At 62.8% G+C, this 13,130-nt stretch carries 11 protein-coding genes and 1 pseudogene; 7 read left to right on the top strand and 5 right to left on the bottom strand.

The annotated features are described in order from the left end of the window. Positions 1-55: 55 nt before the first annotated feature. Both F506_RS23440 and F506_RS19775 read right to left on the bottom strand, forming a co-directional pair. The gene (locus tag F506_RS23440) at positions 56-454 is read right to left on the bottom strand and encodes a hypothetical protein (RefSeq protein ID WP_158443141.1); all 399 of its coding nucleotides are present in this window, start codon (positions 452-454) and stop codon (positions 56-58) included. Between the two features lie 226 nt (positions 455-680). Next, a pseudogene (locus tag F506_RS19775) lies at positions 681-851 on the bottom strand (helix-turn-helix domain-containing protein); the annotation flags it as partial. A 120-nt stretch (positions 852-971) separates the two neighbouring features. Here F506_RS19775 and F506_RS19770 point away from each other — a divergent pair. Both F506_RS19770 and F506_RS19765 read left to right on the top strand, forming a co-directional pair. Continuing rightward, on the top strand, positions 972-1,967 hold the full coding sequence (locus F506_RS19770) for a quinone oxidoreductase family protein (RefSeq protein ID WP_083458074.1): 996 nt from the start codon (positions 972-974) through the stop codon (positions 1,965-1,967). A gap of 168 nt (positions 1,968-2,135) precedes the next feature. After that, positions 2,136-3,269 (top strand): branched-chain amino acid ABC transporter substrate-binding protein, encoded by a 1,134-nt coding sequence (locus tag F506_RS19765; RefSeq protein WP_053200252.1) that lies wholly within the window; start codon positions 2,136-2,138, stop codon positions 3,267-3,269. 11 nt (positions 3,270-3,280) lie between these two features. Here F506_RS19765 and F506_RS19760 read toward each other — a convergent pair whose 3' ends face one another. Next, positions 3,281-4,135: a D-hexose-6-phosphate mutarotase gene (locus tag F506_RS19760; RefSeq protein ID WP_053200250.1), complete on the bottom strand. Its 855-nt coding sequence runs from the start codon at positions 4,133-4,135 to the stop codon at positions 3,281-3,283. Between the two features lie 128 nt (positions 4,136-4,263). Between F506_RS19760 and F506_RS19755 the strand changes: the two genes are divergently transcribed. The 4 genes from F506_RS19755 to F506_RS19740 all read left to right on the top strand — a co-directional run bounded on the left by F506_RS19755 (position 4,264) and on the right by F506_RS19740 (position 8,549). After that, complete coding sequence (locus tag F506_RS19755) at positions 4,264-5,538, top strand: E22 family MetX-like putative esterase (RefSeq protein WP_053200248.1); 1,275 nt, start codon at positions 4,264-4,266, stop codon at positions 5,536-5,538. Between the two features lie 125 nt (positions 5,539-5,663). Beyond that, on the top strand, positions 5,664-5,876 hold the full coding sequence (locus tag F506_RS19750) for a hypothetical protein (RefSeq protein ID WP_053200243.1): 213 nt from the start codon (positions 5,664-5,666) through the stop codon (positions 5,874-5,876). Positions 5,877-5,988: 112 nt separating this feature from the next. Beyond that, entirely contained in the window at positions 5,989-7,551 is a 1,563-nt protein-coding gene (locus F506_RS19745) for a M20/M25/M40 family metallo-hydrolase (protein ID WP_053200240.1), read from the top strand. Between the two features lie 116 nt (positions 7,552-7,667). Then, positions 7,668-8,549: a PhzF family phenazine biosynthesis protein gene (locus tag F506_RS19740; protein WP_053200238.1), complete on the top strand. Its 882-nt coding sequence runs from the start codon at positions 7,668-7,670 to the stop codon at positions 8,547-8,549. Positions 8,550-8,554: 5 nt separating this feature from the next. On the opposite strand, the gene F506_RS19735 is transcribed toward F506_RS19740, so the two are convergent. After that, complete coding sequence (locus F506_RS19735; RefSeq protein ID WP_053200236.1) at positions 8,555-9,148, bottom strand: hypothetical protein; 594 nt, start codon at positions 9,146-9,148, stop codon at positions 8,555-8,557. A 269-nt stretch (positions 9,149-9,417) separates the two neighbouring features. Between F506_RS19735 and ilvD the strand changes: the two genes are divergently transcribed. Then, entirely contained in the window at positions 9,418-11,280 is a 1,863-nt protein-coding gene (ilvD, locus tag F506_RS19730) for a dihydroxy-acid dehydratase (protein WP_053200234.1), read from the top strand. A gap of 106 nt (positions 11,281-11,386) precedes the next feature. Here the strand turns inward: ilvD and F506_RS19725 are convergent, their stop codons facing one another. Beyond that, complete coding sequence (locus tag F506_RS19725; RefSeq protein WP_053200230.1) at positions 11,387-12,946, bottom strand: sensor domain-containing diguanylate cyclase; 1,560 nt, start codon at positions 12,944-12,946, stop codon at positions 11,387-11,389. Positions 12,947-13,130: the final 184 nt, after the last annotated feature.

Below are 13,130 nucleotides of genomic sequence, written 5' to 3'. Positions count from 1 at the left end.
GGCGATCTTTGTCTCTATGTCGGCAAGTTCCCAGTAGATATCAGTCCTCGGGACCTTAATCCTTCCATAAGCGTCTCGGCAATACCCTGTCAAAACAAATTCCCTCCACGCCGTCTTCCAAATCAGCACCGCAGAAATCCATTACGCAGCGGAGCCATGCGGGGGCAGCTCGACGGCCCAAGGTGAGCTGCATCGCACGCCGCTTTCCCCTTTGCAGATAGGCATTCTTATCACCCGTGAACGTCCGCGAGCTTTCACGCAACCCGTAGTACAGTACCCGCATATCCTTTGAACGAAATACACAACTGGCGTGATTTTCTGTTACGCTTCGCTGTATTTTTGCCAATGTGAATTTTGGTGACAATTGACGCGCGGAATCAGAGCAGAATTCATTTCCACCGCTGCGGATCAGTTCAAGTCCAACGGTTGGCTCGCCCGTATTGATCTGCTGCAAAGTACCCCTCGAAATTCGACCAATTAAAATGGATGGGTCTTTACCATGAGCGACGCACAGGACACACAGCGGCAGCACTTCCTCCAATTCTGCAAGACGAAGCAGTTCCCGCTGTACTTCTCAGCATTCACCAACGCTGCCCTTAGGGTCAGCGGTGGCACTGCGCTGGTGTCGAGCCCGGACGGCCCGCCCCCGTTCTGCAGGCTTGTGCCAGTCGATGCAGACGGCCGCGCGGCAGGCGATCGAACAGGCGCAAGCGGATCGTGCCTTCCAGCGCGCCGATGCGACGCGACACGGTCGAGTGTTCCACCGCAAGCTCGCGCGCCGCCGCCGACAGGCTGCCGCCGCGCGCAAGACTGAGGAAGTAGCGCACGTCGTCCCAAGAGAGCTGTTCCAGAGAAATCGCGGGTTTGGATGATTTTTGCACAGGACTTGCGCCTAAATAGAGAATTCCGTTTGATTTTGCACGAAGTTATTCTGAGCGTCCACTTTCCTCATTTGTTACCGGAGCACAGACATGACCGCAACCACTTCCCAGCCCCAGCTTATCGAGTTGTCCGCCTACGGCGACACCGCCAACTTCGAGCTCGTCACACGCACCTTGCCACCATTGGCGCCGGGTGCGGTACGGGTGCGCCAGCACATCGCGGGCGTCAATTATGTCGACGTGTACCAGCGCGTCGGCCGCTATCCCTTGCCCTTGCCGGCGGTGCTCGGCGTGGAAGGCAGCGGCGTGATCACGGCAGTCGGCGCCGGCGTGGACGGCGCACGCGTGGGGCAGCGTGTGGCGTGGTCGGCGAGCAGCGGCGGGTATGCCAGGCTGGTCGACATCGCCGCCGAACGCGCCATTGCCTTGCCCGACAATGTCTCGTTCGAGCAAGGCGGCGCCGGCCTGTTGCGCAGCATGACCGCTTACCTGCTGCTGAATCACTACGGCCGCCTGCAGCCGGGCCAGACTGTCCTGGTGCACGCCGCCGCCGGCGGACTCGGGCTGGTGCTCACACAATGGGCCAAGGCGATGGGCGCGCGCGTGATCGGCACCGTCAGCAGCGACGAGAAGGCGGCGCTGGCGCAGTCGCGCGGACTGGACCATGCGATCAATTATCGTGAACAGGATTTTGTCGCCGCAGTGCGCGAACATACCGGCGGTCTCGGCGCCGACATCGTGGTGGACGGCATAGGCGGCGCACACTTCCTGCGCAGCATCGAGGCATCGCGCAGCGGCGGCATGGCCGTCACGATCGGTTCGATTTCAGGCGAAGGTGCGCCGGCCGAAGCGCTGGCGGCTGCGCAGTTGCGCGGCGTGTTGATGGAGCGTCCGAGCATCCTGTCCTTCAGCAAGGACCTGGCGCAATATCGTCTCGCCACCGCAGCCGCCATGACGCGGCTGCAAGCAGGGCTGGTCATCGACGTTGCCGGGCGTCTGCCGCTCGCGCACGCCGCCGAGGCGCACCGCTTGCTGGAAGCCGGCGCGGCGCAGGGCGCTTTGTTGCTTGAGATGGACCGGCAGTAGAAGATACGACCGCGCAGCTGTGGCTCGTGCGCCACGCCCTAGCTGCGGAACAGGAGGAGCAATGCCGCGCTTCTTGTCGAAAAGACAATTTACTGGCGCGCGCACAATGAATCGACCACCCACTACCAATCACGCCGCAGCCGTCAAGGCGCGGAAGCGGGAGATTCGATGAAACTGTGCATCTTGTTGCCGGCGCTCTTCCTGTCCGTTGCGGCGCACGCCCAATCCGTCGACGCGACCGAGCAGCTGGTGCTGGTCGGCGTCGCCGCACCGCTGACCTCACCGCGCACGGAGAGCGGCATCGCCGCGGTCCGGCTGGCCTTCGATGAGGCCAACCGTCGCGCCATCCGCATCGGCGGCAAGCAGCTGGTGTTCCGCCTGCTGGTGGAAGACGACAAGGGCGACGCCCTGTTCGCTACGCCCATTGCGCAATATTTCATCCGCTCCAAAGTGGTCGGCGTGATCGGTCACTGGAACAGCGGCCCCAGCATTGCCGTGGCAGGGCTCTACAGCGCCGCCGGCATTCCGCAGATTCCGATCGCGACCACCAGTAGCCGATTCCCTCGAGAGGGTTTGCGCACCATCTTCCAGGTGCAGGGACACGACGGCGTCGGCGCCGTGCGCCTGGCGGAATTCGTCGTCCGCAATTTGCAGGCTGCGCGCATAGCCGTGATTGAGGACGGGACTGCGTATGGCACCGACTTCGCCGATTCCTTTGTTTCCGGGGTGCGGCGCGCCGGCGGCCTCATCGTCAGCCGCGAGGCCATCAGCAGCAAGACCTCGGATTTCAATCCTGCGCTGAACAACGCGCAGAAGATCAACGCCGATGTCATCGTGTTCGGCGGCGTCGTGACGCAAAGCGCCTTGCTTGCGCGCAGCATGATGCGACGGGACATGAACGTCAGGCTGGTAGCCACCGGAGGCACTGCGACCGGCCTGTTCGTGCAGCTCGCGGAAGGAGTGCAGGGCAACGTGTGGGCGCTGGAAACCGGCGTGCCGCGCGATCGCCTGCCGGGCTGGCGCGAGTTCAACGACAAGATGCGCGTCCGCTTCAAGGGCGAGATCACGCACTATGCCCTGTTCGCCTACGATGCCGCGAACGTCCTCGTCGCCGCCATCCAGAAGGCCGGCTCGGTCGACCCGAAAGCCGTCACCACCGCCTTGCACGAGATCCGCTACCCCGGCTTGACCGGCATCGTTTCCTTCGATGCGAACGGTGCGGTGATCAACCCGGCTTACACGATCTATCACCTGGAACAGAGCAAATGGTCGGTGGAAAAAGTGCTGCTTGAAAAACAATGAAGCAATGAAGTTCAGACCGCCCGTCCAAGACGCTGCAAACCGCGCCAGGTCGCTTGCGGCGACAAGCGCACCGGATGTCCGATCTGCGCCGCCTCGATGCACAGCATGCGGGTCCAGTCCTGCGCCGGCATGTCGCCGAGTTGCGCGGCCTTGATCGGGCCCGGATTCCAGATCACGCTGTCGGCGAAACCTTGCTGCTCGATTTGCAGGAACTGCTTGCCGTCTTGCTGCAGAACCAGAGCGGCCGGCGGCTCCCAATAGATGTTGTCGGTTTCATCGGCGATACGCAGCACGCTGCCGTCGTGGATCGCCTCGTCGTTGCCGACGGTGGTGTCGGTGAAGCGCACCTTGCCGAGTTGTGCGACGCCGGCGTTGCGCACGTCAGGCGTGGCCAGGTAGGTGTGCAGCGCAGTGGTGAAATCGAACGCGCTGTCGCCGGTGTTGGTGACGTTGAGCGCGACGCTGACCCAGCCGGCGCCGAGCTCGACCTGCAGCTGCAAGGCGAAGCTGTGCGGCCACAGCGCGCGCGTGGCGTCCGAGTCCGACAACGACAGGCGCGCATACGCGACGTCCTGGCCGGCGCCGCTCAATACGTCGCCGTCGATCTGCCAGACCAGGTTGCGCACCAGGCCGTGCTTGGGCAGGGCGCCGCGTCCGGAAAATTGCGGAAAGCACACCGGCACGCCGCCGCGGATGGAGGCGCCAGGCTTGAGCGAAGGCTCCGGTGTGCAATACAGGTGTTCGCGGCCGTCGGCGGTTTGCCACGACAGCAATTGGGCGCCGTACAGGCTGATGACGGCGCTGTCGCCGTGGGCGTTGTGCAGTTGCAAGAGACCGGCGACGTCGGGCAGTTTGGCAGTAGGCAAGGGAAGTCTCCGTAATGAATGCAAGCCCGTATTTTTACACAGGGTGGTTGTGACGCGCCGAGGCTTGTCGTAAAGTGGCTGCTCCGCATGCAGGGCACTGCACAATCAAACGATCCGGAGACGACTTCATGATCCTTGTTCGCCGCGTGTTTTTCTCATTGACGTTTTTTGGTGCGCTGTCAGCCTTGTCCGGCGCCGCCTTCTCCGCGCAGCCGCAATTGCAGGCGCGGCAGTTGCAGCCGCAGGCGCAGCTACAGTCGCAGCCACAAATGCAAGCGGCGCAGCACAGCACGGCGCCATTGCCGCTGGTGACCAAGCAGGTTTTCACGCTGCCGTCCTATACCACCGTCGGCGGCCAGGAAATCCGCAACGTACGCGTCGGCTATGAGACCTACGGCAAGCTCAACGACGTCGGCGACAACGCCATTTTCGTCGCGCACTTCTATTCCGGCACCTCGCACGCCGCCGGAAAATACAAGGACAGCGACGCCGCACCCGGTTACTGGGACAGCATCATCGGCCCGGGCAAGGCGATCGACACCGACAAGTATTTCGTCATCAGCGCCGATACGCTGGTCAACATCAATACCAAGGATCCGATGGTGACCACCACCGGTCCGGCCTCGATCAACGCCGCCACCGGCAAGCCTTACGGCATGAGCTTCCCGGTGGTGGCGATGCGCGATTCGGTGCGCGTGCACAAGCAATTGCTCGACAAGCTCGGCGTGCGCCAGCTGGTGGCGGCGGTAGGCGCATCGGGCGGTTCGATCCAGGCGATGGAGTGGGCCGCGCTGTATCCCGATTTCGTCAAGCGCGTGGTGCACGTCATCGGTCCCGGATTCGACATCAGTCCTTACGTGATCAGCCTGCTCGACGTCTGGTCGCTGCCGGTCCGGCTCGATCCGAAATGGCGGCAGGGCGATTACTACGGCAGCGGCGAGCCGGATGACGGGGTGGCCGCCGCGCTCAAGGTCGTGACCGTGCAGACGCGCCACTGGGACTGGGCGCAAGCCGCCTTCGGCTATGCACCTGCGGATCCTGCCAAGCCGCCCGGCGCAGCCATGGGCAACCAGTTCAAGATCGAGGCGGCGCTGGAAGCCGGCGCCCGCGCACGCGCCAAGGTGGCCGATGGCAACAGCATCATCTACATGTCCAAAGCCAACCAGCTGTACCACCTCAGCGACGACGAGGTCAAAGGCATCAAGGCCAAGATCCTGTTCATCCCGAGTTCGACCGACCTGGTGTTCCCGCTCAAGCTGTCGTCGGAGGCATTGCAACGGTTCAAGAAACTGGGTGGCCGCGGCACGCTGTATCTGCTGCAGGGACCGGGCGGCCATCTGGAAGGCGTGCTCAATATCGACAAGGCGGCCGGCATGATCGAACGCTTCATCAATACGCCCTGATGGCGCCGGGTTTACAAATCTTTAAATCGTTTTACCTGGAATGACGCCTGCGCGGGTTTCGGTCCGCGCGGCGAATGGCTATGCTGAGAGCAGGAGAATTACCTACAACCTGCAGGGAGCCAGCCATGAGCATTTCATCCGTCACCTCGTCCTACAGCAACGCGATCTACGACAACGTGGTCGCGCCCGTCAAAAACGCCGCCGCCAAAGTCGGTAATGAAATCAGCGACACCGTCGACACCGCTGTCGATGCCGTCAAGTCCGCGGCCCACACCGTGGCCGACGAAGTGTCGGACGGTTTCAAGGCGATCGGCAGCATCATCGATACCTCGGCTTGAAGATATTGCCTGGACCATGCGCGTGCACCGGCGCGCATCCGTGAATTATTTTCAAGGCGGCGGGAGCAGTGATTTCTGTATCATGTGGCATCCATTGCCAACAGGAAATCACATGAAGAATCTCTCCCGCCGCTCGCTGTCCTTCTCGCTGACTGCAGCCTGTGCCGCCGCCGTGATGCTGTGCTCCGCATCGCTGCAGGCCGCTGAAGTCAGCGTCGCGCAAACGTCCGCGGCCGCCAAAGGCACTTTCCGGGAATGGACCGAAGTGCTCGCCATCCCCAACGACTCCATCGTCGCCGCCGACATCCAGCGCAATACCGCCTGGTTCGAGCAGGCCTTCCAGCGCCGCGGTTTCCGCACGCGCCAACTGGCCAACGATGGCAAGCCGATGCTGTTCGCCGAACTGCCGGGCAACAAGGCCGGCGCCACCACCGTATTGTTCTATGCCCATCTCGACGGACAAGCAGTGACGCCGTCCGAATGGCAGCAGGAAAGCCCGTGGAAGCCGACGCTCAAGCAGCGCAACGCCGCCGGCCAATGGGAAGCGCTGCCGATCGAGCAGCTCTATGGCGCCAATCCGAATCCCGAATGGCGCTTGTTCGGCCGTGCAGCAGCGGATGACAAGGCGCCGATCATGATGATGCTGGCCGCGTTCGACGCCTTGAAAGCCAGCGGCGCGACGCCGTCGGTCAACGTCAAGATCATCCTCGACGCGGAAGAAGAAAAAGGCTCGCCGTCGCTGGGCAAGGTGATCGACCAGAACCAGGCGCTGCTCAAGGCCGATCTGCTGGTCGTGCTGGACGGCCCGATGCACGCCAGCAATCTGCCGACTCTGGTGTTCGGCAATCGCGGCGTGGCCCAGGCTACGCTGAAAGTGTTCGGCCCGCGTCAGGACAGCCACAGCGGCCACTACGGCAACTACGCCGCCAATCCGGCGCAGACCATGGCGCGCCTGCTGGCGTCGATGAAGGATGACGACGGCCGCGTGACGGTCGCCGGTTACTACGACGCAGTGAAGCTCGACGACGAATCGCGCCGCGTCATGCGCGCGGTGCCCGACGATGAAGCCGCGCTGCGCAAGCGCCTCGGCATCGCTCAGGCCGAGAAGGTCGGCCAGAACTATCAGGAAGCGATGCAATATCCGTCGCTGAACGTGCGCGGCATGCAGGCCGCAGACGTCGGCCCCAAAGCGCGCACCATCGTGCCGGGCGAAGCCATCGCCGAGCTCGACCTGCGCACCGTGCCCGAGACCGATCCGCAAGTGCTGCTCGGTTTGCTCAAGGCGCACATCGAGAAGCAGGGCTTCCACCTTGTCAACGGCAAGCCCACCGACGAAGAGCGCGCGCGTTATCCGAAACTGGCGGCGCTCGACTACGCCCGCGTATCGGCCTCCAGCATGGCGGTGCGCACCGACCTCGCGTCGCCGATCGGCAAATGGCTGCGCAGCGCCTTCGTCAAGACTTACGGCAAGGAGCCGGTGCAGATCCGTATGATGGGCGGCACCGTACCGACCGGCGCCATGGTGGGCGCGCTGAAGATTCCGTTCGTGATCGTGCCGCTGGTGAACGCCGACAACAACCAGCACAGCGCCAACGAAAACATGCGTCTTGGCAACTACATCGACGGCGTGCAAAGCCTGACCGGCATCCTCACCGAACCGTTCCCGGCAAAATAACCCGGCGTAAAACTTGCGCTTTACCCACACATCGCGAAACAAAGTGACGGTCTCCGTGCAGTATTGTGTGGTTGCGCTAGAATCCCCTGAAGCTCAAATACTTCGGGGGATTCATTTTGCAGGTCGACGCACAGATCGTTAACGCCTTCATTGACGGCACGGCCGGCGGCAATCCTGCCGGCGTTGTCCTCGACGCCGATGCACTGACCACCGAACAGAAACTCCACATCGCCCGCCAGCTCGGCTTGTCCGAGACCGCTTTCGTGTCTTCCTCGCAAAGCGCTACGGTCAAGCTCGAATTCTTCACACCGACGCGGCAGATCCCGCATTGCGGTCACGCCACCATCGCCACGTTCTCCTTGCTGCACAAGCTCGGCATCATCGGCGAAGGCAATTTTTCCAAAGAGTCCATCGACGGCAACCTCGATATCCTGATTGCCGGCGAGATGGTGTTCATGGAGCAGCGCGCGCCACAGTACCGTGCGCTCGATGCCGCCGGCTCCGGCTTGGCCGCGCGCATTGCCGCCTCGCTCGGCCTGGCGCCAGGGCAGTTGCACGCCGGTCTTGCACCGACCGTGGTGAACACCGGCAACGCCTTCCTGATCGTGCCCTTGCCGGATGAGCAGACGGTCTCGGTTGCGCGACCGGATGCAGCGCTGATTGAAGAGATCAGCAATGAACTCGACGTGATCGGTTACTACGTGTACTCGGACATGACCACGGTGAGCGGCCGCCATGCCGGCGTGCGCATGTTTTCGCCGCGCTTCGGCATCCCGGAGGAATCGGCTACCGGTACCGCAGCCGGACCGTTGGCATGCTACCTGCACGACCACGGCGGGGTGAAGGACCACGAAATCATCATCGAGCAAGGCTACCTGATGCAACCGCCTTCGCCGAGCGTGATCAAGGTCAAGCTGACCGTGGACGACGGCCGCATCACGCAGCTGATGGCAGGCGGCACTGCAAAAGCGACACGCCTGATCAAGCTGGACGTATAGGAGCCTTATTGGCTCTGTTCCACCTGGAACATCAATCCCTGCTGGATGATCTCCGCCGACAACAAGCGCTCGCCGATGGCGATCGTCATGCGCTGGCCGGGATTGTTGATGGCGTTGTTGACCAGGCGCTTGATCTGATCCGGCAGCTTGGCCTTGTCGCCGTCGGTGACGATGCGCGCAACCGTTTCCGCGCACAGGAAAAATTCATCGCGGGCGCCCTCGGTGCGGCTGGCCAGCAAGACGCCGATGGTCTTGAGGTCGCCATCCTTGGCCAGGCTGCCCATCAGCGAGGTTTGCGCCGGCCCCACCTGGGTCTGGAAGGTGTGCTTCTCGCCGCCCTTGTGCAGTTGCGTGACGTCGATCGCATACAGCGGCGCCATGCGTGCGGCGTTGTCGTCCTTGCGGTCTTCCAGTACGTCACGCACGCTGCGGTTGAATTTGGTGGCGAACAGCGTCGGCGAAATCGCCAGCGATTTTTCGGTACTGGCCTGCGCGTGCAGCTTCTCGTCGACCGAGCGGTCACAGGCACCCAGCAAGGCCAGCGGCAGCAGCGCTGTCAGCAATGCCGCCGCACTGCGGCGGATGATGTTGTTCTTCATGATTTCCCCTTCTCGATTTTCTTCATTTTCCTGTGGCCACAGCCTGAATCCAGGCGAAATGCAGGCTCCCACTCAAGCATACTCAACATTCGGGATTTTTATTGCTGGAAATAAACACGTTTTTCCGTGCGGCCGTTTTCAGAAGCGATGGCTCCTCTTATATGCAATACGAATTACAGGCCACCAAATCATATATTGGACAACTTGCTGCGCACACGGCACTCTTGCGCACTTGAATCGTAAATCCGCCTTCTGAGGAGACACCCACCATGCCAGTCTATCGTTCCCGCACCACCACCCAAGGCCGCAACATGGCCGGCGCCCGCGCATTGTGGCGCGCCACCGGCATGAAGGACGGCGACTTCGACAAGCCTATCGTCGCGGTGGTTAATTCGTTCACGCAATTCGTGCCGGGCCACGTGCATCTGAAGGACCTGGGTCAGCTGGTGGCGCGCGAAATCGAAGCATCCGGCGGCGTCGCCAAGGAATTCAATACCATCGCCGTCGATGACGGCATCGCCATGGGCCACGGCGGCATGCTGTACTCGCTGCCGTCGCGGGACCTGATCGCCGACTCGGTCGAATACATGGTCAACGCCCACTGCGCCGACGCCATGGTGTGCATCTCCAACTGCGACAAGATCACCCCCGGCATGCTGATGGCGGCAATGCGTCTGAACATCCCGGTGGTGTTCGTCTCCGGCGGTCCGATGGAAGCCGGCAAGGTGGTCAAGGTCGTCAACAACGATCGCAAGGTCATCAAGCTGGACCTGATTGACGCCATGATCAAGGCCGGCGACAACACCGTATCCGACGCCGATGTCGCTGAAATCGAGCGTTCCGCCTGTCCTACCTGCGGTTCGTGCTCGGGCATGTTTACCGCCAACTCGATGAACTGCCTGGCCGAAGCGCTGGGTCTGGCGCTGCCGGGCAACGGCACCATCGTCGCCACCCACGCCGACCGCAAGGAATTGTTCCTGGGCGCCGGCCGCCTGATCGTCGAACTGGCCAAGCGCCATTACGAGCAGGACGACTACTCGGTCCTGCCGCGCAGCATCGCCAGCAAGGCCGCGTTCGAAAACGCCATGGCGCTGGACGTCTCGATGGGCGGCTCCACCAACACCGTGCTGCACTTGCTGGCCGCCGCGCATGAGGCGCAGGTCGAATTCACCATGGCCGACATCGACCGCATCTCGCGCAAGGTGCCGTGCCTGTGCAAGGTCGCGCCGATGACCGACAAGTACCACATCGAAGACGTACATCGCGCCGGCGGCATCGTCGCGATCCTGGGCGAACTGGCGCGCGCCGGCCTGCTCGATACCTCGCTGCCGACCGTGCACAGCAAGACCATGGGCGAAGCGATCGAAAAATACGACATCCGCGTCAGCAGCGATGCAGCCGTTCACAAGCTGTTCCGCGCGGCACCGGGCGGCGTGCCGTCGCAGACCGCGTTCTCGCAAGCCGAGCGCTACGAGCACGGCGACCTCGACCGCAGCGCCGGTTGCATCCGCGATATCGAGCACGCATATTCGAAGGACGGCGGCCTGGCGGTCCTGTACGGCAACATCGCCGAAAAGGGTTGTATCGTGAAGACCGCCGGCGTGGATGAAAGCATCCTCAAGTTCTCCGGCAAGGCGCGCGTGTTCGAGAGCCAGGACGCCGCAGTCGAAGGCATCCTCGGCGACACCGTGCATGCCGGCGACGTCGTCATCATCCGCTACGAAGGTCCCAAGGGCGGCCCAGGCATGCAGGAGATGCTGTACCCGACCTCGTACATCAAGTCCAAGGGTCTCGGCAAGGCATGCGCACTGTTCACCGACGGTCGCTTCTCGGGCGGTTCGTCCGGCCTGGTGATTGGTCACGCTTCGCCGGAAGCGGCCGAAGGCGGCGCCATCGGCCTGGTGGAAGAGGGCGACATGATCGACATCGACATCCCGGCACGCACCATCAACCTGCGTGTTGCGGACGATCAGCTGGCGCAACGCCGTGCAGCGATGGAAGCACGCGGCCGCGACGCCTGGCAGCCGGTCAACCGCGAGCGCGTCGTCTCGCAGGCGCTGCAAGCCTATGCCGCGCTGACCACCTCCGCCGATCGCGGCGCGGTGCGCGACTTGTCGCAGCTCAAGCGCTGATCCGGTAGTTTCTTCATCAACTGACCCGCATCCAGCCCTGGTTCACGGCGCGGATGCGGGCAGTGCAAGTCAATCCCACTTCTTGTTTTTCTTGTTTTTCTTGTTTTCAGGCTGGCTCGGTCGCAGCGCAGACGCGGTTGCGGCCCTGGTTCTTGGCCTGGTACAAGGCCAGGTCGGCTTGCCGGATCAGCGTTTCCGGCATATCGCCGGCGCGCACCGGCGTGAGCGCATCGATGCCGGCGCTGACGGTGACGTTGCCGATCGGATTGCCGGCGTGCGGGATGTTGAGCGCTGCGATCTTGCCGCGCAGTTCTTCGGCGATCTGCAATGCCGTCGCGACATCGGTGCCGGGCAGCAGCACCGCCAGTTCTTCACCACCGTAGCGCGCAGCCAGGTCGCCGCTGCGGCGCGGCACCGCTTTCACCGCCCGGCCGATCTGGCGCAGGCATTCATCGCCGGCCGCGTGGCCGTACAGATCGTTGTACTGCTTGAAGCGATCGACGTCGATCAGGATCAGCGCCAGCGAACTGGCGTTGCGCGTGGCGCGGCTTAATTCTTCCTGCAAGGCCAGATCGAAATGACGGCGATTGGCCAGGCCGGTGAGGCCGTCTTCCAGCGCCAGCCGTTGCAAGGTGGCGTTGAGTTCGTTGAGCGAATCGCGCGTTTCGCGCAGAGAGATTTCAGTCTGTGCGCGCAGCTTGATCTGGCGCACCAGGCGCCAGCCGATAAAGGCCAGCGTCAGCACCAGGATGCCGATGCCGCAGGCGTGCATGATGGTGTCGCTGACCCAGCCGGCCAGCACTTCATCATGCGACAGCGCCACGAAAATGAACAGTGGGTAATATTGCAGGTGTTCGTAGGCGGTCAGGCGCACTTCGCCGTCCACCACCGATTTCATGGTCATCAGGCCGGCGGCGTTTTGGGCGATATGGTCGCGATACATCGGCAGGTCGGCCATGCTGCGGCCGACGTATTTTTCGTACAGCGGTCGCCGTACCAGCGTCGTACCCGCATTGGTGCCGAGGAAGATGACGCCCTTCTTGCCGACGTCGAAGGTGTCGTAGAACTTGCGGAAATATTCCAGGTCCAGCGCCGCCAGGACGACGCCTGCGAAGCTGCCGTCCTCGTGATTGACGCGGCGCGAGACGGTGATGACCCAGGTGTTGGTGGTGTTGCTCTTGATGAGCGGTCCGACATACGCGTCTCGGGTGGCGTGGTCGCGATGGAATTGGAAATATTCACGTCCGGAAACGTCCAGTTGTGCATACAGCGGCGTCGAATCGATTACCGAACGGCCGTACTCGTCAAACGCGAAATAGGCGTGGACCTGACCGAGTGCAGTGGCGCTCTGGCCCATCAGCGAGGCCAGCTGTTCGCGGCCGGACGGAGTGTAGCCCTCGTTCTCCACCAGTTTCACCATGCCGATCAGCGATACGTCAGCCGATTTGATGGTGTCGTCGGCATGACGCTGCACGGCGCGCGCCACATTGGTCAGCGCAACAGTGCTGTCGGACAGCTGCTCGCGGCGCGCGACGCCGAGCTGGACCAGGTCGACGATGATGAAAAGCGCACACACCAGCAGAACGAAAGCGATCGCGAGGTTGGCGACGGCGGCGGGTTTGCGCGAGCCGGGTTCCGGCGGCGGCTCAGTGACGCCCAAATTCATGCTGCTCTCCCCGGTAGTGAAGACGGCCCATGATACAAGAACGGGTGCAGCCGCATTGGAAAAACGGAGCGGGGTGCTGCTCGGACCCCGGGCACGATCTGTGGCGAGAAGCCGTCATGGTTGCCGGGCCGCGCGCAGCGCAACCGCAACCGGGTCCACGGGGAATTCCAGGGACTCCGGGGAC

The sequence above is a fragment of the Herbaspirillum hiltneri N3 genome, assembly GCF_001267925.1.
Lineage (GTDB): Bacteria > Pseudomonadota > Gammaproteobacteria > Burkholderiales > Burkholderiaceae_D > Herbaspirillum > Herbaspirillum hiltneri.
The sequence above is the reverse complement of the archived record's forward strand: the minus strand, read 5'-3'. Positions and strand labels throughout refer to the sequence as shown.